Here is a 19,677-nt window from a genome sequence, read left to right on the forward strand (position 1 = left end):
CTCCCCAGCGCTACTCGACTCGCTCGGCCTTGATCCCGAGCTTGGCCAGTTGCGCCTGGACGCTGTCGGGACCCACCAGGTGGCCCGAGCCGACCGCGACGAAGCTGACGCCCTTGCCGGCCAGCTTGGTCTTCAGTTGCCCCGCCCAGTCCTGGTTCCGCTTGGTGATCAGCAGGTCGTAGAGTTCGGGGTACTGGCCCTTCATCTCGGTGACGAACTCGGTCTCCAGTTCACGCGTGTCGCCGGCGGCCCAGGCGGCGACCATCTTGTCGATCTTGCCGACGCCCTCATCGGCCTCGTCGAGGGTCGATTTGAGGAAGTCGGTCTCGGTCTTGGCCGGCAGATCGGCGAAGAAACGGATTTGTTGCTCGGGGGTCTCGAACGCGCCCTCCGGCTTGCCGGCGGCCTTGATCTCGCCGGCCAGGATCGGCTCGACGCCGCTCTTGGGGTCGTAGCCAGCCTTGATGACCGGGATCAGCGACAACTGCACCGCCGCCAGCCAGGGCCGCATGGCGTTCAGCAGCGCGGGCGGCACGCCGCCCTCCTGGGCCAGGGTCGAGGCCTTCTGGAAAGCGGCGGCGTCGATCTTGCCCGACAGCGGGTTGTTCGGGTCCAGGCCGTATTTCAGCACCAGCGGCTGCATCACGGCCGGATCGTCGGCGCCGACGATCTCCAGGGTCAGGTCGCCGCTGTCCTTCAGCGCCTTGTCGATCTTGGGCGAGCGCCAGACCGTGGTGGGCTTCAGCACATGGATCGTGCCGAACAGATAGATGGTGGAGTCCGCGTCCTGGATCTTCCACAGCGCCGGCTCGGCCAGAGCGGTCCCGGCGAAGCCCAGGGCCAGGGCCGACGCCAGGCCGGCCGCGAGGCGACGAAGATTGAGAAGCATGGGGACCCCACTCGTACGTTGGCCCCATGCTTGGACCGCGTCGCCTCCTACTTCAAGAAGCTGTCGACCGCGTCGGCGAAGGCCTTGGGCTGATCGAGCATGATGAAGTGGCGGCTGTCGTCGATGCGCTTGAGGGTCACGCCCGGCAGGCCGGCATAGGCGTTGGCGTAGGTCGCGTCGATCATCGCCGTCGGCGCGCCCATCGCCTGGTCGTAGGGATAGAGCAGCGTGGTCGGCGTCTTGATCGCCGGCAGCTCGGCGCGGGCGTCGGTGGTCAACAGGTCGTACAGGGCGCGGGCCACGACCGACTGCGATGAGGCGACCGACCAGGCCAGGGCGGTCTTCTGCCCCTCCGGCGACTTGACGAAGCGCGGCATGGTCATGGCCTGCTGGCTGGCGAAGGCGTCGGCGCTCATGGCCGTCGTGGCGTCACGCATGGCGGCGGCCTGGGGCTTCATGCTGTCGGCCGTGGCGGTCGGCGAGAACAGCACCGAGAAGAATGGCAGGCTATCAACGATCATCAGGCGGCTGAGGTCTTCCGGGTGACGACGGGCCAGCATCAGGCCGGTGAAGCCGCCCATCGAGTGGCCGATCACGGCCGGCGACTTCAAATGGTTGGCCTTGATGTAGGTATTGACTGCCTCGACCAGCGGCTCGACGACCGGGCCCTCGGCGTTGCCGGCGACCGGCGCGCCGGCGAAGCCCGCGACCTGGACGACATGGACGCGGTGGGTCGGGGCCAACTGCTTGACGGTCTCGTCCCAGACCGCGCCGGACGAGGCCAGGCCCGGGATCAGGACGACGTCGGGACCTTTGCCGGTCACCGTGACCGTGATCCGGTCAGCGGCGTGGGCATGGTTGCCGCCGAACACGCCGCAGGCGGCCATGATGGCGATGAACATCACCAGGAAGCGGAAACGGACGGTGGGCTTGCGCATGGTTTTCTCCTGGGCACAGGCGTGCGGAAGGGTTCGGCGCGGCGCGCCGAGCTTTGGGTTGAAGTCCGAGTGGTGGGAGGCCCTCTAGGCCTCGTCCTGGAAGATCGCTTCGATCGGTTGTTCGAACAGACGGGCGATCTTGAAGGCCAGCGGCAGGCTGGGGTCGTACTTGCCCGTCTCCAGGGCGTTGATGGTCTGGCGGGAGACCTGGAGCTGCTCAGCCAGATAGGCCTGGCTCCAATCCCGCTCGGCGCGCAGCACCTTCAGGCGGTTCTTCATTGGTACCGCCTCCGGATGAAGATCTGGCTGATCCCCCAGGCGGCGCAGAACAGGGCGAAGGACAGGAACACCGGCGGCGCGGACGCGACCTTGGCGTTGGCCAGGAAGCCCCAGACGGTCGAGACGCCCAGCAGCACGCCCAGGCCCCAAAGCATGGCCTCGACCTGGATGGCGCGCTCCAGCTCGTCCTCCTCCTCCTTGAGGTACAGGCCCATGACGGCCAGCACCCACAGGATCGGTCCGGCCGGCGCGGCGGCCACCAGCCACAGCAGCGGCCCCGACAGTCCGCCGTGATTCAGCAGGGCGATCGAGCCCATCAGCGTCAGGCAGTAGGCCATCATGGAGATGCTCATGCGCCGGCGATAGCGCTTGATGGCCGGCCGCATCTCCTTGGCGGGCGCTATCCAGGCGCTGCCGAAATAGGTGTAGGCCAGGAACACCACGAACCAGATGAAGATCGCCACATAGCCGAGCGGATTGCCCGCGCCGTGGAACGCCTTGATCTTACCGAAGAGGAAGAGCGCGCCCGTCAGGATCACCACCCCGACGGTGAACAGCACGGCCCTTAGGCGGGTCGACATCCGAGCCAACATGACAAGCACCCCTCGCTATTTGACAAGCAGACTTGTCACATCGGAGCGCAGTTATGTCAAGGAAAGTTGTCATTTTGTCATGTGAGCACGACTAAACGACGGAGGACCTTGATGTTTTCGGAAGGGAACTAGGCCGCCTTGCGGTCCAGGAACGGGTCGGTCGAGACGGCGTCGCGGGTCACGCCGCGCCAGTGGATGGCTTCCAGGCGCTTGACCGACAGGGCCCGGCCCAGCACGCCGGGATGCGGACGGCTCACCACTTCCCAGCCATAGCGCGAGAAGCGGTCGCTGAAATCGGACCAGCGGATGACCCGGCCCTCGGCGTCCTGGCGCCAGACGGCCTTGTCGCATCCTGGGATACGCGCGCACCGCTCCCAGGCCTCGACGCGGCCTTGCAGGATCAGGAACGGATCAGATGCGATGCGGGCCAAGGCCGCCTCCGTATAGCGTTTCACCGGCCCCGTCGGGCTGCCGACTCAGTGAGTCGCGCCGGACGGGAACGAGGGCTAGAATTTGTGTAACCGCACCGACTGTCCACCAGATGTGGTGCGGCGCGTTGCCGCGCGGCGTGGCTGCGACAGGCTCATTGGAGCCTGCGGACGGCATAGCCGCGCGCCTTCATCAGGGCCGGAAGCCCTTGGTTTCCAGCCATATGCAGGGCCCCGACGACCACGAGATCAGTCCCCCGCCCCTGCCGCATGACCGCGTCCAGCCGGTCGGCCCAGGCCAGGTTCCGGCGCAGCAGCAGGGCCTGGTAGAGCTCCGGACGCTCGGTCTTCATGTGGTCGACCAGGACCGAGCCCAGGCGGTTCATGTCGCCCTTCAGCCAGGCGCGCTCCAGGTCGACACCATCGCGCGGCGGCGACAGCTGCTCGCGGGCGACATCGTCCAGATAGGTCAGCTCGGCCTGCTCGGGCAGGTCGGCGAAGATGCGCAGCTGCTGCTCGATCGTCTCGAAGGTCTCGATCGGCTTGTCGGCGGTGCGGGCGCGCTGGGTGGTGGCGACATCGACGCCGCTTTCGACCTTACCGCCAGCCTGCGTCATCGGCGCGACCGACAGCATCATCGCCGCCGCCCAGGGGCGCAGACGCTCGACGCGCTCCAGCGGCACGCCGTCGCGATCCAGCACCGGGCGCAGGGTGGCCAGGGCCGTGGGCGAGAGCTTCTCGGTCAGGGAGCGGTCGGGATCGACGCCGTAACGATCAACCAGGGCCTTGATCCGATCGGGACCGACATCGGCCCGCGTCTCGAACCATACCCGGTCGGCGGCGGCATAGGCGTGGTCGAAGGCCCGCGTGCGCCAGCGCACCTTCGGCGCCAGCACGTGCATCGACCCGAACAGGTAGACGACGCTGTCCTTGTCGCGGACTTCCCACATGGCCGGGGCCGCGTTGGCCACGCCCGTGCAGGCCGTCCACACCAGACCCGCCGCGATCACGCCCCGCGACAGACGCTTCACTACTCTACGCAACATCCTGCAAAGGCCCGACCGATACTGGACCTCAAGGTAGGCGCGGGTTGGTTAAGCCGTTAGTCAACGACCACCGCGACATAACGACTCACGCTGGCGCTTGATCAGCTCCAGGCCTTGAAATGCTTGGACAACTTCAGGCCCTGGCGCTGGTAGTGCGAGCCCCCCTCGCCGTACAGCCGCACCGGACGCGAGGTCAGCGGCTCATAGACCAGCCGGGCGACCGTCTGGCCGTCCTCCAGCAGGAACGGCGTCTCGTGGCTGCGCACTTCCAGCACGCCCTTGGAACCCTGGGCCAGCGCCTCCTCGGTGCCGAAGCCGGGATCGAAGAAGCCGGCATAGTGGACGCGGAACTCGCCGACCGACGGATCGATCGGGGTCATCTCGGCCGCTTCCAGCACCGGGATCTCGATGTCGTCCTTGGAGGCCAGGATGTAGAACTCGCCCGGATCCAGCAGCAGCTCGCCGTGGCGGGCCTCCAGCGGCTCCCAGTAGTCGCGCGGGTCGTGGCCGTCCTCGTGATCCAGATCGACGACGCCGGCGTGGCGGCGACCGCGGAAGCCGACGATGCCGTTGTCCGACAGCAGATCGACGCCGACGCTGCGGGTGGCCAGCTTGGCCGGCTCGCCGCGCTTCAGGCGCAGCTGGTTCAGGCGCGTGCCGGCGCGGACCAGCACCGAGAAGGTCTGCGGCGCGATCTCGATATAGAGCGGACCCGTATAGCCGGCGTCCACGTCGTCGAAAGCGCGGCTGTGATCGGTCAGCAGGCGCACGAACACGTCCACCCGGCCGGTCGAGCTCTTGGGATTGCCGCGCGCCGACACCGTCATCGGCAAGGCCAGGCGCTCCTGGATCTCGGCGATATAGACGCAGCCCTTCTCCAGCACCGCGCCCTTGGTCAGGTCGAGCTCGTGCATGGCCACGTCCTTCATGCGCTCGGGCACCTTGCGGGCCAGGCCTGGCAGGAACGAGGCGCGGATGCGCCAGGCGCGCGCGCCCAGCCGCAGGTCCAGGCTGGCGGGCTGCACCTGATCGGCGTCGAACGGCGTGGCCGAGGTGATCGCATCTTCGGCAATCAGCTCTTCGATATTCTGGCAGGGCAGAATCCCTGCGGCATGGGCGTCGGTCATCGGCGCGACACTCGCCAAACCGGGCCGTAAAGGCAAGGCGAGACCGCCGCCGGCGCGCCCGTGACAATGTGATTTTCGCGCGTGACAATTCTCCGATCGCGGATAGGGCGATCACGCTTGACCAAGACCCCCTCGCCGCTCCTTATGCCGGCGGTTTTCAAGCGTAGAGAGGCAGGCCCGTGGCCGAGGATCCAAAAGACTGGGACGTCGCGACGAAGCTCATTCGTGGGGGGATCGCGCGCTCGCAGTTCATGGAGACCGCCGAGGCGCTCTACCTGACCCAAGGCTTCACCTATGACAGCGCCGAGGGCGCCGATCGCCGCTTCTCGGGCGAAGACCCGGGCTTCGTCTATTCGCGGTTCAACAACCCGACCGTGAAGATGTTCGAGGACCGCCTGGCCCTGCTGGAAGGCGCCGAGGTGTGTCGCGCCCAGGCCACCGGCATGGCCTCGATCCACAGCGCTCTGATGGGCCTGGTCCGCGCCGGTGATCACGTCGTGGCCGGCAAGGCATTGTTCGGTTCGTGCCGCTGGATCGTGTCCGAATGGCTGCCGCGCTTCGGCGTCGAGACCACGTTCGTCGACGCCACCGACCTGAAGGAATGGGAAGCGGCGATCCGCCCCAACACCAAGGCGGTGTTGATCGAGACGCCCTCGAACCCGGTGCTGGAGATCACCGACATTCGTGCGGTGTCGGAACTGGCCCATGCGGTCGGCGCCAAGGTCATCGTCGACAACGTCTTCGCCACCCCGATCTTCCAGAAGCCGCTGGAGCTGGGCGCCGACGTCGTCGTCTATTCGGCCACCAAGCACATCGACGGCCAGGGCCGCGTGCTGGGCGGGGCCATCCTGACGACCGAGGCGATCAACGAGGAGTTCTACCGCGACAGCCTGCGCCACACCGGCCCGTCGCTGTCGCCGTTCAACGCCTGGGTGATGCTGAAGGGCCTCGAGACCCTGGACCTGCGCGTGCGCCGCCAGGCCGACACCGCCTTCGCCCTGTCCAACACCATCGGCGAGCACAAGAAGGTGCAGCGGGTGCTCTACCCGTTCCGCAACGATCACCCCGGCCACAACGTCGCCAAGGCGCAGATGACCGGCGGCGGCACCGTCATCGCCATGGACCTGGGCACCCGCGAGGCGGCCTTCAAGTTCCTGAACGCGCTGGAGATCGTCGACATCTCCAACAATCTGGGCGACGCCAAGTCGATGGCGACCCACCCGCCGACCACCACCCACCGCTCGGTGCCCGAGGAGATGCGCCCGTCCCTGGGCGTGACCGAAGGCGGCGTGCGCCTGTCCGTGGGCCTGGAAGCCCTGGCCGACCTTCAGCGAGATGTGACCCGTGCGCTCGATCAGGCGTGAAACCTCTCCGCCGATGCAGCGGATGCGCCGCCGTCGCGGCCAGGACGGCGCGGCTTACGAGGCCCGCACGCGCGACATCGTCGTGCGCGTCTTCCCGGTCTACGCGGCTGAGGAGTCCTCGCCCGACCAGGGCCTGTATCTGTGGTCCTATACGGTCGAGATCGAGAACCACGGCGGCGAGACGGTGACCCTGATCTCGCGGCGCTGGTCGATCACCGACGGCTTCAATCGCGTCAATGACGTCGAGGGCTCGGGCGTAGTCGGCGAACAGCCGGAACTGAAACCGCGCGAAGCCTTCCGCTACGTCTCCAACTGCCCCCTGCCCACGCCGTCCGGCGCGATGAAGGGCAGCTACCAGATGGTCAACGACCAGGGCGACGTGTTCGAGGTCGAGATCCCGGAGTTCTCGCTGCACCTGCCGGGCGCGGCGTCGAAGCTGAACTAGCAGCCACGCGCCAGACGCGCAGGTCGGCTTCGCGAACTTCAAGATTGCATAACACTGGTTTTCGCGCCTAATGGCGCCGCTTGGGGGAGCGGCGCGACGCCAGTGGGTGGCGAAGGGCGGGAGCGCTCGACCAGGTCTTGGGAGCGCGCCATGACGACCTACACCATCAAGATCCTCAACCAGTCCCTCGCCCCCAAGACCTACGTGATCTTCATGGAGCCGCCGCAGGTCGGCGCCTCTGGCAGCCAGCCGGAGGTCTTCACCAACGCCTTGATGAATTTCCCCGACCTGGCCCACGACAGCTGGGTTACCGGCATCTACACCGACATCACCTATGCCTATTGGCTCGCCCCTGAAGCCCCCTTGGCCGCCGGCGGCTTCATGGCCGTCAACGTCGCCAGCTGCGACACGGTGGTCTTCACCAACACCGGAGCGACCGGCTTCAAGGAGCGCGTCAGCCCCGGCCATGCCAGCAGCGGGTCGTTCTCGATCGTCACCGGGACCGATTTCACGCCTCTGAACGGGTTCGTCTTCGGCCTCGCCCACTCGGGTCCGGCCGGGATGCCCACGCCCGTGTCGTCGTTCAAGGCGCTGCCGAACGAGACCTACAACATCGCGCCGGTCGTGAAGTTCTATGTCGCTGACGGCGACTACACGCCCGGCGAGGTCGTGAACGTCTCGGACCTGTCGACCTCGGGCGCCGTCGTCGACTTCACCGGCCGCGCCCAGACCACCGCGACGGTTGTCCAGGGGGCCAATGGAGCCTTCACGGTGACGTTCGACTAGGGCGCGACGCCCCCACGGACATCACGCCGCCGGCGTTTCAGTCTTCGGCGGGTCCAGCTTGTAGACGCGCGAGCAGTACTCGCAGGTCACGTGGATCTTGCCGTCCGGCTCGACCATGTCGGCGACTTCCTCGGCCGAGAACGAGTCCATCACCACGCCGATCCGCTCGTCCGAGCAGCGGCAGAAAGCGCGCAGCGGCTTCTCCTCGAGGAGACGCACGCCGTCCTCGTTGAACAGCCGCCACAGCAGGGTCGGGGTCGTGACGGTCGGATCGATCAGCTCGTCCTCGCCCGTGGTTTCGAACAGGGCCTGGACGTGGGTCCAGGCGTCCTGGGTGTCGCCGCGCGCCTGGTCGCCCGCGATGACCTGGATCAGGATACCGCCGGCGCGCCACTTGGGGCCCTCGCCCGTGTCCACCTGGCCGACGGCCAGGCGCACGCGGGTCGGGGTCTGTTCCGACTGCTGGAAGTACTGCTCGGCGCACAGGGCCAGGGTCTCGCCCTCGATCGGCGTGACGCCCTGATAGCGGTCCATGTCCGCGCCCTGGTCCAGGGTCATGATGAACACGCCGCCGCCCAGCAGGGTCTTGGCGCCCGGACGGGTGAAGCCTTCCGAGACCTTGGCGACCTCTTCCGGATCGAACCGGCAGTAGCCGCGCAGGCCGCCGCTGGTGTCGTAGTCGACCACGACATAGCGCACCGGGCCGTCGCCCTGGGCTTGGACGATCAGGCGACCCTCGAACTTCAGGCTGGAGCCGACCAGGGCGGCCAGCGCGCACGCCTCGCCCAGCAGGTTGGCGACGGCCTCGGGATAGTCGTGACGGGTCAGCACCTCGTCGACGGCGTCGCCGAGGCGGACCATGCGGCCGCGCACGGGCAGGCCCTCGATCTGAAACGCGGAAACGACGTCGTCGAGGACGCCGGGATTGGGAGCGATGTCGGTCATGGGGAGGCTAGATAGGATAGCGGGGTAGGAATTGCGAGGCCCCCGCCTTTCCGACCTACCCGATCGCCCCGAACGCCCAGGCCAGGACCGACTTCTGGGCGTGGATGCGGTTCTCGGCCTCGTCCCAGACCAGCGAGCGCGGGCCGTCCAGGACGGCGTCGGTGACTTCCTCGCCGCGGTGCGCCGGCAGGCAGTGGAGGAAGACGCCGTTGCCGGCGGCCAGGTCCATCAGCTTGTCGTCGACCTGATAGGGCTCCAGGGCGGCCAGGCGTTCGTCGTGGTCGGTGTCGCCCATCGAGACCCAGGTGTCGGCCACGACGACGTCGGCGCCGGCCACGGCGGCCTTGGCGTCGGTGGTCATGCTGACCTTGCCCTGCAGGCCCTCGGCGCGGGCCAGGTCGTGCAGGTCGGCGTGATAGACCGCCGGGCAGGCGATCTTCAGCTCGAAGCCCAGCAGCGGGGCGGCGTGGATGAAGCTGGAGCAGACATTGTTGCCGTCGCCGACCCAGGCGATGGTCTTGCCGGCGATCGGGCCGCGATGCTCCTCGATGGTGAGGATGTCGGCCATGATCTGGCAGGGATGGCTCTTGTCGGTCAGGCCGTTGATCACCGGCACCGACGAGACCTGGGCGAAGCGCTCGACGTCGGCGTGGCTGTTGGCGCGGATCATCACGGCGTCGACCATACGCGACAGCACCTTGGCGGTGTCCTCGATGGTCTCGCCTCGGCCCAGCTGCATGTCCGACGAGGTCGAGATGATGGCGCTGCCGCCCAGCTGGCGCATGGCCGCGTCGAACGAGAAGCGGGTGCGGGTCGAGTTCTTCTGGAAGATCATCGACAGCACGCGGTCCTTGGCGGGCGCGTCGGCGTCGACCTTGCCCTGCGGCCAGCCCTTGCGGGCGGCCTTGCGGGCGTGGGCGTCGTCCAGCATCAGGCGCAGGGTCGCGCCGTCCAGCTTCCACAGGTCGATGAAGTGCCGGGGGGTGGTCATCTTGGCCATGTCCCTAACGGTTCCGCCCGCCCCGTTGATCGGAGCGGGCGGCTAGTGCTTGTTGTTGTTTTAAGCCGAGGCCTTGGCGCGCGCGGTTTCGCAGGCCTTTTCCAGCTTGGCGATCGCTTCGCTGGCTTCCTCGACGGTCAGGTTCAGCGGCGGCAGCAGGCGCACGCAGTTGTCGCCGCCGCCGGCAATCAGCAGCTTCTCGTCGCGGGCCATGACCATGAATTCGCGGTTGTTCGGCACGACCTTGATGCCGACTAGCAGGCCCTTGCCGCGGATGTCGACGATGACGTCCGGGAAGCGATCCTTCAGGCCGTTCAGCTGCTGGGTGAAGTAGCCGCCGACGGTCTTGACGTTGTCCAGCAGCTCTTCACTGTTGATCGCGTCGAAGGCCGCGTTGCCGACCGCCATGGCCAGCGGATTGCCGCCGTAGGTCGAGCCGTGGGTGCCCGGGGTCATGCCCTTGGCCGCTTCGTTGGTGGCGAGGCACGCGCCGACCGGGAAGCCGCCGCCCAGGGCCTTGGCCACGCACATGATGTCCGGCTCGCTGCCCGGCGCCCACTCGTAGGCGAAGAGCTTGCCGGTCCGGCCCATGCCGCTCTGGACCTCGTCGTAGATCAGCAGGACGCCGGCGTCGCGGGTGATCTGACGCAGCTCCAGCAGCTGGGCTTCGGTCAGGGCGCGCGCGCCGCCCTCACCCTGCACCGGCTCGATGATGACGCCGGCCGTGGTCGGGCCGATCGCCGCCTTCAGGGCGTCGAAGTCGCCGAACGGCAGCTGGACGAAGCCCGGCAGACGCGGGCCGAAACCGTCCAGATAGCCGGCGTTGCCCGAGGCGTTGACGGCGGCGTACGAGCGGCCGTGGAACGAGCCGTCGAAGCCGATGATGTCGATGCGCTCAGACTGGCCGTTCATCACGTGATAGCGGCGGGCGGCCTTCAGGGCGCACTCGATCGCCTCGGTGCCCGAGTTGGTGAAGAACACCACGTCGGCGAAGGTGGCCGCGCACAGCTTGTCGGCCAGCACTTCCTGCTCGGGGATCGTGTAGATGTTGGAGACGTGCCAGAGCTTCTCGCCCTGGGTCTTCAGCGCATCCACGAGGACCGGGTGGGCGTGGCCCAGGCCGCAGGTGGCGATGCCGGCCACGCAGTCCAGATATTCGTCGCCCGTGGTCGAGAACAGGCGCGCGCCTCGGCCTCGCTCGAACGCCAGCGGGGCGCGGTTGTAGACGCCCATGATGTGGTGTTGTGCGGGGTTGGACGACGTCGCGGTGCTCAAGACCGGCCCTCCTTAAAAGGAAAGAAGCCCCCGCGCGTGAGCACGGGGACCGGAAGGCCGCAGGTTGTCGCCGTGGAACGACGTCGTGTCAATCAAGGGACTGTGAAGGTCGCTGAAAAACCGACGAATTTCCGCGTTTCCCAGCGGCCGTTGCGTCAGCTCTTCAGACGGTAACCGGTGACGAACAGACGCCAGCACCACAGGAACATGCCCGTGGTCAGCACGCCCATGCTGATCACGCCGATCAGGATCGAGCCATCGGCATGGCCGATGAAGCCGTAGCGGAAGCCGTCGATCAGGTAGAAGAACGGGTTGAAGTGGCTGGCCGAGCGGAACGGCTCGGGCAGCTTGTCGACCAGATAGAAGGTGCCCGACAGGAAGGTCATGGGCATGATCAGGAAGTTGGTCACGGCCGCCAGCTGGTCGAACTTCTCGGCCCACAGACCCGCCAGCACGCCGGCTAGGCCCAGGATCAGCGACGCCGTCACGGCGAAGTAGGCGATGGCCCAGGGATGGGCGACCGACAGGCCCGCGCCCGGCAGCACGCCGATGACCAGGGCGGTGACCGCGCCGACCACCACACCGCGCGTCGCCGCGCCGAGGGTGAAGCCCAGCACCTGCTCCAGCGCCGACAGCGGCGGGGTCAGGAAGTCCGGCGTCAGGCCCATCATCTTGGCCTGGATCAGCGAGGACGACGAATTGGCGAAGGCGTTGTTGAGGATCGCCATCATGATCAGCCCCGGGGCCACGAAATGGCCGAAGGTGATCCCGCCCACGGCCGGCCGGCTGGCGCCCACGGCGACCACGAAGACCAGCATGTAGAGCAGCGTGGTGACCACCGGCGCGGCCACCGTCTGGGTGCCGACCTTCCAGAATCGGCGGATTTCGCGCTGATACAGCGTGACGAACCCGGACCAGTTCCAGCCGTGGTAGTCGCGCGGCTGCGGCGGAATGACGCTGTTGGCCATGTCTCTCATACGCTCAACCCGTTGTGTTGCTTGGCCATGTGCGCCCTGGGGCGCCTTTCCGCAAGCTTGGGCTTGCCTGAATCAACATCTTGTTTCTGTGGACAGAGTCGTTACCGCCCATTGTACCTTTTAACGCTTTCTTTACGATATGTAGTAGGACAGCCGCCGGCGGGGCGGCTTGATCACCACATATAGGGGTGATGGGCGTTGGGGCGCCCGTCTCTCCTAGGTAACGGCGGAGACGGGTTATGAGCTGGACCGACGAACGAGTCTCGACCTTGAAGAAGCTTTGGCTGGACGGCCTGTCGGCCAGCCAGATCGCCAAACAGCTGGGCGGCGTCACGCGCAACGCCGTCATCGGCAAGGTGCACCGCCTGGGCCTCTCGGGCCGCGCGGCCCCCTCGCAGCCCGCGCGTCCGGCTTTCAAGGCTCCGCGCCCGGCGCGTCCGGCCGCCCAGGCCATGCCGTCGGCCCCGCGTCGCGTGACGCCGGTCGAGGCGCCGACCTCGTCGGTTCCGGTGGCCTCGGCCCCGCCGTCGCTGCCGGCTTTCCGTCATGAAGAGCCGGGTTCGGCCACCGTGCTGACCCTGGGCGCGCACATGTGCAAGTGGCCGATCGGCGATCCGTCGACCGACGGCTTCACCTTCTGTGGCCGCCGCTCGTCGGAAGGCCCCTACTGCGTCGAGCACGCCCGCGTGGCGTACCAGCCGCAGCAGACCAAGAAGAAGGGCGGCGCCACCGAGCTCGCCCGTTCGCTTCGCCGCTACATCTAAGAAGAACAAAAGTCTCTCAGGCGGCGGGTCCCGGGCAGTCTCACGACTGCCCGGGATTTTCCATTTTGGGGGATCGCTCTAAGTAAGGGCGCATGACGGACCTCGCGCCGAACGATTCCAACGCCCCGCCCTATTCGGTCTCCGAGCTGGCCTTCGCCCTGAAGCGGACTCTGGAGGACCGGTACGGCTTCGTGCGGCTGCGCGGCGAGCTCAGCAAGGTCACGCACCACTCCAACGGCCACGTCTATCTGACCATCAAGGACGACAAGTCCGCGATCGACGGCGTCGTGTGGAAGGGCAATGTCCGCGGCCTGGGCGTGCGGCCCGAGCACGGGCTCGAGGTCATCGTCACCGGCAAGATCACCACCTATCCGGCCGGCTCGCGCTACCAGATCGTCATCGACAGCATGGAGGCCGCCGGCGTCGGCGCGCTCCTCGCCCAGCTGGAACGCCTGAAGGCCAAGCTGGCCGCCGAGGGCCTGTTCGCCCCCGAGCGCAAGCAGCCCCTGCCCTCGATGCCGGCCGTGATCGGCGTCATCACCAGCCCCACTGGCGCGGTGATCCGCGACATCCTGCACCGCATCCGCGACCGCTGGCCTTGCCAAGTGTTGGTCTGGCCGTGCGTCGTCCAGGGCGACGCCGCCCCGGCCCAGGTCAGCGCGGCGATCCGCGGCTTCAACGCCATCGAACCCGGCGGCCCGGTGCCGCGCCCCGACATCCTGATCGTCGCGCGCGGCGGCGGCTCGGTTGAGGACCTCTGGGCCTTCAACGACGAAGGCTTGGCCCGCACGGTCTTCGAGGGGACCATCCCGCTGATCTCGGCCGTCGGCCACGAGACCGACACCACCCTGATCGACTTCGTCTCCGACCGCCGCGCCCCCACGCCCACCGCCGCCGCCGAGATGGCGACGCCAGTGCTGGCCGAGCTGCGCGCCCTGATCTCGGACTTCGATCGCCGCCTGAACCGCACGGGCGCGCGGCTGATCGAGGATCGCCGCACCCGCCTGGTCAGCGCCGCGCGCGGCCTGCCCCGTCCCGACGACATTCTGGCCCTGGCCCAGCAGCGGTTCGACATCGCCTCCGGACGCCTGGACGCCGCGCTCCATCGCAATACCACCGTCCACGCCCAGGCGCTGCTGAAGGTCACCGCGCGCCTGACGCCGGAGGTGCTGACCCGCCAGCGCGCGATCAAGGCCGACCGCCTGGGCGACCTTGGCAAGCGCCTGGACCTGGCCGCCCGCCGCGCCCCGGACCGTGTCGCCCAGCACGCCCGTCTGCCCGCCCTGTGGCAGCGCCTGAACGCGGCGGGCGATCGCCGCCTGCAACGCGACGCTGACCGCCTGGCCGGCCTGGAGAAGCTGCGTCAGTCGCTGAACCCCGAGCGTCCGCTGGAGCTGGGCTTCGCCCTTGTCCGCAAGGGCGACGGGACCCTGGCCCGCTCGGCGGCCGACCTGGTTTCCGGCGAGCGCGTGAACCTGAAGTTCAAGAGCGGCGACCGCGATGCGGTCATCGACGGCGAAGGCGGGTTCGTCCCGCCGCCGGCGCCCGTAGCCGCACCCGCGCCCAAGCCCCGCCCCAAGCCGGCCGCGCCGCCGGCCGACCAGGGCGATCTGTTCTGAGACGCCTGTTTGGCTTAGAGTGAGCCCATGAACGCTTTTGATCGTGATCTCGGCAAGGACGGCCTGGCCGTCCTGCACTATGGCGACGGCGAATTCGCCGTGCTCAGCCCCGGCCGCTTCGTGCTGTGCGCCATCACCAACAAGCAGATCCCCCTGGACGCCCTGCGCTACTGGAGCCCCGAGCACCAGGAAGCCTATGCCGGTCCCGCCGAAGCGCTGAAGCGTTGGCAGGGGGCCTGAGCCGCCGCGCGGTCCTCGCCGCGCTGCCGCTGACCACGCTCGCCGGAGCGACCCGCGCCGCTGCGCCGGGCCTATCGATGACCGGCAAGTTCGTCCAAGGCGGCTACGCCGTCGGCCGCACCACGCCGCGCGCGATGATCGATCTCGACGGCCAGGTGCTGAGCACCGCCTCGGCCAACGGCTGGTTCGTGATCGGCTTCGACCGCGACGCGGCCCCGACCAGCAAGCTGACCGTGACCACGCCGGACGGTTCGTCCATCGACGAGCGGACCATCGCGGTCGGCGACTTCGACATCCAGCGCATCGATGGCCTGCCGCCCGAACAGGTGACGCCGACCGATCCCGCGCTGCTGGCGCGGATCACCGCCGAGAACGTCCGCAAGGTCGCCGGCTTCGCCAGCCAGGCCGACCTCGAGGGATTCCGCGATGGCTTCATACTCCCGGTTGTGGGCGCTCGCCGTTCAGCGCGCTTCGGCGGGCAACGTATCCTGAACGGCGAACCCAAGCGTCCCCATTATGGGGTTGATCTGGCGACGCCGGTGGGTACGCCGGTTCGCGCTCCGGCTGCGGGCGTGGTCTGTTTCGCCGAGACGGGATTGCATTACGAAGGCGGTCTCGTCCTGGTCGATCACGGCCAAGGCTTGGTCACCGCCTACCTGCACCTGTCCAAAATCCTAGTCCCGGTGGGGACTTGTGTGACTCAGGGTCAGTTGATCGCCCAGACCGGCAAGGAAGGCCGGGCCACCGGACCGCACCTGTGCTGGCGCATGAAGTGGCGGGGCCGCAACCTCGATCCGTCGATGCTGGTCGGCGCGGGTCCGTTCCGCGCCTGAAAAATTCTGCCCTTTCGCCCCTGGCGCGAATTTCAAACCTTATGTAGCAAAGCCGCCATACGGGACATGGGGGCGCAGGGGGAGCGACTTCAGGGGGCCCGTCTTCCTGCTTGGTCTTGAGGAGGCGGCGTCCGCATGTCGGCGGCCCTTGAAAAGCTGCGTTTTCTGTTGGTGGACGACAACCAGCATATCCGGTCGATCGTCTCGGCGATCCTCAAGGGCGTGGGCGTTCGGCAAATCCGCGAAGCGATGGACGGGGCCGAGGGCCTGCAGATCCTGCGCGACTGGCAGACCGATATCGCCATCGTCGACTTCAAGATGAGTCCCCTGGACGGCGTGCAGTTCACCCAGCTGGTCCGCAACTCGCCCGACAGCGTCGATCCGTTCCTGCCGATCATCATGCTGACCGGCTTCGCCGAGCGCCATCGCGTGTTCGAGGCCCGCGACGCCGGCGTCACCGAGGTGGTGGTCAAGCCGGTGACGGCCCGCTCGCTGCTGGATCGGATCAACACCGTGATCTACCACCAGCGGCCGTTCATCCGCTCGGCGGACTATTTCGGCCCCTGCCGCCGCCGCCGCGTCGATCCGCACCACACCGGCCCCTTCCGCCGCGCCGGCGAGAAGGACGCGGGCGGCGACACGACCGATACGCTGGAAATCTAACCGGCCTGCCCCGCCGCCGCGCGTTCGCGCTCGGCCAGCTCCGCATAGACCTCGCTTGGCCAGCGCCGGTGGACCCAGAACCACTCGGCCGGCCGCTCGCGAATGCGCTCTTCCAGGAAGGCGTTGATCATCCGCACGCCGGCCTCGATGTCGGCCGTGCGGTCGCCGGTGTTGGGCGGGACGATCGGATCGTGGACCACCGCCCGGAAATAGGCCCCCTTCACCCGCTGCACCGACATCGTCTGCAGGACCGTGCCAAAACGGATCGCCATGCGCGTCGGGGCCGGCGCGGTGCGGGCGTCGTGGCCGAAGAACGGGGCCGCCACGCCGCTGTTGAACTTCTGGTCGTTCATCAGGGCGACGGACCGGCCCTGGTTCATGCCGCGCAGAAGCTCACGCGAGCCGTCGCCGCCCTTCGGCGCGAACAGCCGCACGCCGTAGCGGAAGCGGCTGTCGCGGATGCGCTTGTCGACATAGGGGTTGTTGGCCGCGCGATAGGTCATCTCGCAGGCCACGCCGCTGTCGACGATGGCCGCCGGCATGATCTCCCAGTTCGACAGGTGGCCCGAGACGAACACCACCGGGACATCACCCTGGGCGATCTCGACCAGACGCTCCTTGTTGATCACCTCGACCCGGCCGGTGGACGGCAGCAGCTTGTCCATCAACGGGAATTCGGCGAACGAGCGGCCCAGGCCCTCCCACTGCTCATCCAGGATGCGGGCGTGCCAGGCGGCGTCCTTTTCCGGGAAGGCCAGCTTCAGATTGCGGGTCGCGACCTTGTGCGCGCCGCTCATCGGCCCGAACGTGCGGCCCAGCCAGCCGCCGAAGTCCGAGGCGCGGTCCACGCCCATCAGGCGCACCGCGCCGATGAAGAGGTCGAAGCCCAGGGCCTCCAACCGCCAAAGAAGGTCCTGAACCCAGGGCTGACGCTTATCCGACATGCGCTCTTAGTAGGCTCGCCCGCACGCAACACGCAACGTCACTCCAGAGTCGATCTGAAACAGATCGACTCCGGTTCCTGGCTGAGAGCGCGTTAACCGGCGAAACCGCGCACACTTTCGCCTAACGCGCTCGCTCGGCACGCGACTTGCGGCTGTCAGCCCAGGCCGTTCCGTTTCGGGACGGGTCGGGAAAACTAGGGCATGGTTTCCATGGGCAACGACATCGATACCCATCTGGGCAAGCGCCTGCGCCGCCGCCGTCGTCTGCTGGGTCTGACCCAGCAACAACTGGCCGGCACGGTCGGCGTGCGCTTCCAGCAAATCCAGAAGTACGAGTGCGGCGCCAACCGCATCTCGGCCGCGCGCCTGTGGCAACTGTCCGAGGCCCTGGAAGTGCCGGTCGGCTACTTCTACGACGGCCTGTCGGACGTGCGCCGCGAGGCCGCCAGCGAGGCGAACGAAGGCGGCGAGATGTTCGCCCGCAAGGAGACGCTGGACCTGATCCGCGCCTACTACCTGCTGGGCGAGCGTCCGCGCCGTCGTCTGCTGGACCTGGCCAAGTCGCTGAACGGCGGTGGTCCCGAGCACGCCGACGCTTAACAACGGTGGCGCGTCGGAGGCGGGGAGGCTAAACCCCGCCGCATGACGCTCTCCGCTGACCAGCTCGCGGCGCTCGACGCCTTCATCATCGATCTGAACCGCGCATCCGCGCAGGTGATCCTGCCGTTGTTCCGGGCCGACCATGGGCTCGAGGACAAGGGGGCCGGCAAGAACCTGCCGCGCGACAGCCACGCCGCGTTCGATCCGGTGACGGAGGCCGACCGTGGCGCGGAAGCGGCGATCCGCAAGCTGATCTCGGAGCGCTATCCCGAGCACGGCGTGATCGGCGAGGAATATGGCGAGGACCGCCCGGACGCCGAGTTCGTCTGGGTGCTGGACCCGATCGACGGCACGCGCGCCTTCATTTCCGGCCTGCCGCTGTGGACCACCCTGATCGGCCTGCGCCATCAGGGCCGTCCCGTGCTGGGCTCGATCGGCCAGCCCTATGTCGGCGAGGTCTTCATCGGCCACGCCGGCGGCTCGCGCCTGCTGGCGCGTGGCCAGGAGACGGCGATCAAGGTCCGCGAATGCGCCGACCTGACCGACGCCGTCATCGCCACCACCGATCCCGACGCCTGCTTCGACGGGGCCGAGCGCGGCGCCTGGCTGCAGGTGCGCGCGGCGTCCAAGCTGGCCCGCCTGGGCTGCGACGCCTACGCCTACGCCATGGTCGCCATGGGCAAGATGGACATGGTCATCGAGGCCGGCCTGAAGTCCTGGGACATCGAGGCCGCCATCCCCCTGATCGAAGGCGCCGGCGGCCTGGTCACCAACTGGCGCGGCGAACCCGTCGGCCCGAACGGCGGCCAGATGGTCATCTCCGGCGACCGCCGTCCGCTGGACGAGGCGCTGGTCAGTCTGAAGCGTTCAGCGAAATAAGCGGCCAGAGCGTGATAGCCATCACGCTCTTACTTGCGATGGCGAGCCTGCTTATCGACTTTGGATGAGATCATCCAAAGTCGGCAGGCCCGTGCGGCGCGACGGGATCGACCGTCTCGTCGAAGGCCTGCCAGAAGATCGCGCGGCGGGCGTCGGTCTCGACCAGGATTTCGTGGAAGGCCCCGGGCACCTCGACATAGCGCCCCTTGGCGATACGCTTGGCGATCGACTCCGCGTCGGCATTGAGCACGCGGTTATCGAGCTCGGCGCCGGCGATGGTCACCGGGATTGCGATCTTCTCGACACCCTTGCTGGCCCGCAGCCAGGCGCAGGCCGAGATGGCGAAATCCGCCCAGCCCCAGGTCATGCCGCCCAGTGCGATCTCCGGATCAGCCCTCAGCTGGTTCTGGTAGCGGTCGTAGCGTGTCTCGTCATGGGTCAGACCATCGCCCTGGAAGGTCTGGGTCAGCGGGTCGTAGGGCGCGGACACGTAGTCGCCTGCCCTACCGACCCGCGACATCGTCCAGGCCAAAGGCTTGGCCAGCCACGGCGGTACGCCGGCCGTGTTCAGGCCCAGCATCGGCGCGGACAGCACGGCGGCGGCAAAGCGCGACTCACCGTGGGCCAGGGCCAGCATGGTCAGGCAGCCGCCCATCGAGTGGGCCATGGCGATCCAAGGCTTGGGCATCCGCGCCTCGAACGTGTCGAGCAGCGCGGTGTAGTCCGAGACGAAGGTCTTGAAGCCCCGGGCGTGGCCCTTGAGGCGATCCGGCAGGCCGCGGGCCGACAGCCCCTGCCCTCGCCAGTCATGCAGCAACACGGCGAAACCGCGCTTCAGAAGGTCTTCGACGACCTCGAAATACTTCTCGATCGGCTCGCTGCGTCCGGGGCTGAGCACCACCGAACCCCGGGGAGAGCCTTCCGGGAAAAAGGTCGCGGCGCGGAGGGTCGCCCCATCCGCGCCGCTAAACCATTCAGCCTTACCTTGGGCGGGAACCGGAGCGTCTGGAATCGAGACGAGACGCGGTTCCTCTCCCATTCGG

23 protein-coding genes are annotated in these 19,677 nt (G+C 67.8%); 10 read left to right on the top strand and 13 right to left on the bottom strand.

Features of this window, described 5'->3' with window-relative positions; genetic code table 11:
* Positions 1–10: 10 nt before the first annotated feature.
* The 7 genes from AC07YH_RS06520 to AC07YH_RS06550 form a co-directional block, all read right to left on the bottom strand.
* Positions 11–889, bottom strand: coding sequence for a TraB/GumN family protein (locus AC07YH_RS06520; protein WP_494746185.1), 879 nt, complete (start codon positions 887–889; stop codon positions 11–13).
* Positions 890–936: 47 nt separating this feature from the next.
* On the bottom strand, positions 937–1,827 hold the full coding sequence (locus tag AC07YH_RS06525; protein ID WP_494746186.1) for an alpha/beta fold hydrolase: 891 nt from the start codon (positions 1,825–1,827) through the stop codon (positions 937–939).
* 84 nt (positions 1,828–1,911) lie between these two features.
* A complete protein-coding gene (locus AC07YH_RS06530) occupies positions 1,912–2,106 on the bottom strand; it encodes a helix-turn-helix transcriptional regulator (RefSeq protein ID WP_494746187.1) in 195 nt (64 codons plus the stop codon).
* The gene (locus AC07YH_RS06535) at positions 2,103–2,699 is read right to left on the bottom strand and encodes a hypothetical protein (RefSeq protein ID WP_494746188.1); all 597 of its coding nucleotides are present in this window, start codon (positions 2,697–2,699) and stop codon (positions 2,103–2,105) included. The genes AC07YH_RS06530 and AC07YH_RS06535 overlap by 4 nt, the downstream gene beginning before the upstream one ends.
* Before the next feature lie 128 nt (positions 2,700–2,827).
* On the bottom strand, positions 2,828–3,130 hold the full coding sequence (locus AC07YH_RS06540) for a hypothetical protein (RefSeq protein ID WP_494746189.1): 303 nt from the start codon (positions 3,128–3,130) through the stop codon (positions 2,828–2,830).
* 152 nt (positions 3,131–3,282) lie between these two features.
* Complete coding sequence (locus tag AC07YH_RS06545) at positions 3,283–4,158, bottom strand: TraB/GumN family protein (RefSeq protein WP_494746190.1); 876 nt, start codon at positions 4,156–4,158, stop codon at positions 3,283–3,285.
* 116 nt (positions 4,159–4,274) lie between these two features.
* Positions 4,275–5,300 carry a 2'-deoxycytidine 5'-triphosphate deaminase gene (locus AC07YH_RS06550; RefSeq protein ID WP_494746191.1) on the bottom strand — a complete coding sequence of 342 codons (1,026 nt, stop codon included), beginning with the start codon at positions 5,298–5,300 and terminating at the stop codon, positions 4,275–4,277.
* A gap of 179 nt (positions 5,301–5,479) precedes the next feature.
* On the opposite strand from AC07YH_RS06550, the gene metZ reads away from it, so the two are divergent.
* The 3 genes from metZ (at position 5,480) to AC07YH_RS06565 (ending at position 7,895) form a co-directional block, all read left to right on the top strand.
* A complete protein-coding gene (gene metZ / locus AC07YH_RS06555; protein ID WP_494746192.1) occupies positions 5,480–6,664 on the top strand; it encodes an O-succinylhomoserine sulfhydrylase in 1,185 nt (394 codons plus the stop codon).
* Complete coding sequence (gene apaG, locus AC07YH_RS06560) at positions 6,645–7,109, top strand: Co2+/Mg2+ efflux facilitator ApaG/CorD (protein ID WP_494746193.1); 465 nt, start codon at positions 6,645–6,647, stop codon at positions 7,107–7,109. The genes metZ and apaG overlap by 20 nt, the downstream gene beginning before the upstream one ends.
* A 150-nt stretch (positions 7,110–7,259) precedes the next feature.
* Positions 7,260–7,895, top strand: a complete 636-nt coding sequence (locus AC07YH_RS06565) for a RhiA family protein (protein WP_494746194.1) — start codon at positions 7,260–7,262, stop codon at positions 7,893–7,895.
* Between the two features lie 21 nt (positions 7,896–7,916).
* Here the strand turns inward: AC07YH_RS06565 and AC07YH_RS06570 are convergent, their stop codons facing one another.
* From AC07YH_RS06570 to AC07YH_RS06585, 4 genes are all read right to left on the bottom strand, one after another.
* Positions 7,917–8,840 (bottom strand): Hsp33 family molecular chaperone, encoded by a 924-nt coding sequence (locus AC07YH_RS06570; RefSeq protein WP_494746195.1) that lies wholly within the window; start codon positions 8,838–8,840, stop codon positions 7,917–7,919.
* 55 nt (positions 8,841–8,895) lie between these two features.
* Positions 8,896–9,831, bottom strand: a complete 936-nt coding sequence (gene argF / locus AC07YH_RS06575; RefSeq protein ID WP_494746196.1) for an ornithine carbamoyltransferase — start codon at positions 9,829–9,831, stop codon at positions 8,896–8,898.
* 69 nt (positions 9,832–9,900) lie between these two features.
* Positions 9,901–11,115, bottom strand: coding sequence for an aspartate aminotransferase family protein (locus AC07YH_RS06580; RefSeq protein WP_494746197.1), 1,215 nt, complete (start codon positions 11,113–11,115; stop codon positions 9,901–9,903).
* Between the two features lie 155 nt (positions 11,116–11,270).
* Complete coding sequence (locus tag AC07YH_RS06585) at positions 11,271–12,092, bottom strand: ABC transporter permease (protein WP_494746198.1); 822 nt, start codon at positions 12,090–12,092, stop codon at positions 11,271–11,273.
* A 239-nt stretch (positions 12,093–12,331) separates the two neighbouring features.
* Here AC07YH_RS06585 and gcrA point away from each other — a divergent pair, with 239 nt between their 5' ends.
* The 5 genes from gcrA (at position 12,332) to AC07YH_RS06610 (ending at position 16,211) form a co-directional block, all read left to right on the top strand.
* Positions 12,332–12,856 (top strand): cell cycle sigma 70 cofactor GcrA, encoded by a 525-nt coding sequence (gcrA, locus tag AC07YH_RS06590; protein ID WP_494615492.1) that lies wholly within the window; start codon positions 12,332–12,334, stop codon positions 12,854–12,856.
* A gap of 92 nt (positions 12,857–12,948) precedes the next feature.
* Positions 12,949–14,475 (top strand): exodeoxyribonuclease VII large subunit, encoded by a 1,527-nt coding sequence (xseA, locus tag AC07YH_RS06595; protein ID WP_494746199.1) that lies wholly within the window; start codon positions 12,949–12,951, stop codon positions 14,473–14,475.
* A gap of 27 nt (positions 14,476–14,502) precedes the next feature.
* Entirely contained in the window at positions 14,503–14,715 is a 213-nt protein-coding gene (locus AC07YH_RS06600; RefSeq protein WP_494615484.1) for a DUF2093 domain-containing protein, read from the top strand.
* The gene (locus AC07YH_RS06605) at positions 14,700–15,548 is read left to right on the top strand and encodes a M23 family metallopeptidase (RefSeq protein WP_494746200.1); all 849 of its coding nucleotides are present in this window, start codon (positions 14,700–14,702) and stop codon (positions 15,546–15,548) included. The genes AC07YH_RS06600 and AC07YH_RS06605 overlap by 16 nt, the downstream gene beginning before the upstream one ends.
* A 135-nt stretch (positions 15,549–15,683) precedes the next feature.
* Complete coding sequence (locus AC07YH_RS06610) at positions 15,684–16,211, top strand: response regulator (RefSeq protein ID WP_494746201.1); 528 nt, start codon at positions 15,684–15,686, stop codon at positions 16,209–16,211.
* Here the strand turns inward: AC07YH_RS06610 and AC07YH_RS06615 are convergent.
* Entirely contained in the window at positions 16,208–17,155 is a 948-nt protein-coding gene (locus AC07YH_RS06615; RefSeq protein ID WP_494746202.1) for a lysophospholipid acyltransferase family protein, read from the bottom strand. The two genes, AC07YH_RS06610 and AC07YH_RS06615, sit on opposite strands and share 4 nt — an antisense overlap.
* A 201-nt stretch (positions 17,156–17,356) precedes the next feature.
* On the opposite strand from AC07YH_RS06615, the gene AC07YH_RS06620 reads away from it, so the two are divergent.
* Complete coding sequence (locus tag AC07YH_RS06620; RefSeq protein ID WP_494746203.1) at positions 17,357–17,755, top strand: helix-turn-helix domain-containing protein; 399 nt, start codon at positions 17,357–17,359, stop codon at positions 17,753–17,755.
* 42 nt (positions 17,756–17,797) lie between these two features.
* Positions 17,798–18,634, top strand: coding sequence for a histidinol-phosphatase (gene hisN / locus AC07YH_RS06625; protein WP_494746204.1), 837 nt, complete (start codon positions 17,798–17,800; stop codon positions 18,632–18,634).
* Positions 18,635–18,704: 70 nt separating this feature from the next.
* Here hisN and AC07YH_RS06630 read toward each other — a convergent pair whose 3' ends face one another.
* The gene (locus AC07YH_RS06630) at positions 18,705–19,673 is read right to left on the bottom strand and encodes an alpha/beta fold hydrolase (RefSeq protein WP_494746205.1); all 969 of its coding nucleotides are present in this window, start codon (positions 19,671–19,673) and stop codon (positions 18,705–18,707) included.
* Positions 19,674–19,677 lie beyond the last annotated feature (4 nt).

This window comes from Caulobacter sp. GW456-12-1-14-TSB4, assembly GCF_059424195.1.

Excerpts from the sequence above, each read along its gene's own strand:
- argF (WP_494746196.1), bottom strand. The coding sequence starts at position 9,831 with ATGACCACCCCCCGGCACTTCATCGACCTGTGGAAGCTGGACGGCGCG.
- AC07YH_RS06570 (WP_494746195.1), bottom strand. The coding sequence starts at position 8,840 with ATGACCGACATCGCTCCCAATCCCGGCGTCCTCGACGACGTCGTTTCC.
- AC07YH_RS06550 (WP_494746191.1), bottom strand. The coding sequence starts at position 5,300 with ATGACCGACGCCCATGCCGCAGGGATTCTGCCCTGCCAGAATATCGAA.
- xseA (WP_494746199.1), top strand. The coding sequence starts at position 12,949 with ATGACGGACCTCGCGCCGAACGATTCCAACGCCCCGCCCTATTCGGTC.
- AC07YH_RS06610 (WP_494746201.1), top strand. The coding sequence starts at position 15,684 with ATGTCGGCGGCCCTTGAAAAGCTGCGTTTTCTGTTGGTGGACGACAAC.
- AC07YH_RS06530 (WP_494746187.1), bottom strand. The coding sequence starts at position 2,106 with ATGAAGAACCGCCTGAAGGTGCTGCGCGCCGAGCGGGATTGGAGCCAG.
- AC07YH_RS06585 (WP_494746198.1), bottom strand. The coding sequence starts at position 12,092 with ATGAGAGACATGGCCAACAGCGTCATTCCGCCGCAGCCGCGCGACTAC.
- AC07YH_RS06520 (WP_494746185.1), bottom strand. The coding sequence starts at position 889 with ATGCTTCTCAATCTTCGTCGCCTCGCGGCCGGCCTGGCGTCGGCCCTG.
- AC07YH_RS06525 (WP_494746186.1), bottom strand. The coding sequence starts at position 1,827 with ATGCGCAAGCCCACCGTCCGTTTCCGCTTCCTGGTGATGTTCATCGCC.
- hisN (WP_494746204.1), top strand. The coding sequence starts at position 17,798 with ATGACGCTCTCCGCTGACCAGCTCGCGGCGCTCGACGCCTTCATCATC.
- gcrA (WP_494615492.1), top strand. The coding sequence starts at position 12,332 with ATGAGCTGGACCGACGAACGAGTCTCGACCTTGAAGAAGCTTTGGCTG.
- AC07YH_RS06600 (WP_494615484.1), top strand. The coding sequence starts at position 14,503 with ATGAACGCTTTTGATCGTGATCTCGGCAAGGACGGCCTGGCCGTCCTG.
- AC07YH_RS06630 (WP_494746205.1), bottom strand. The coding sequence starts at position 19,673 with ATGGGAGAGGAACCGCGTCTCGTCTCGATTCCAGACGCTCCGGTTCCC.
- AC07YH_RS06615 (WP_494746202.1), bottom strand. The coding sequence starts at position 17,155 with ATGTCGGATAAGCGTCAGCCCTGGGTTCAGGACCTTCTTTGGCGGTTG.
- AC07YH_RS06535 (WP_494746188.1), bottom strand. The coding sequence starts at position 2,699 with ATGTTGGCTCGGATGTCGACCCGCCTAAGGGCCGTGCTGTTCACCGTC.
- AC07YH_RS06565 (WP_494746194.1), top strand. The coding sequence starts at position 7,260 with ATGACGACCTACACCATCAAGATCCTCAACCAGTCCCTCGCCCCCAAG.
- AC07YH_RS06620 (WP_494746203.1), top strand. The coding sequence starts at position 17,357 with ATGGTTTCCATGGGCAACGACATCGATACCCATCTGGGCAAGCGCCTG.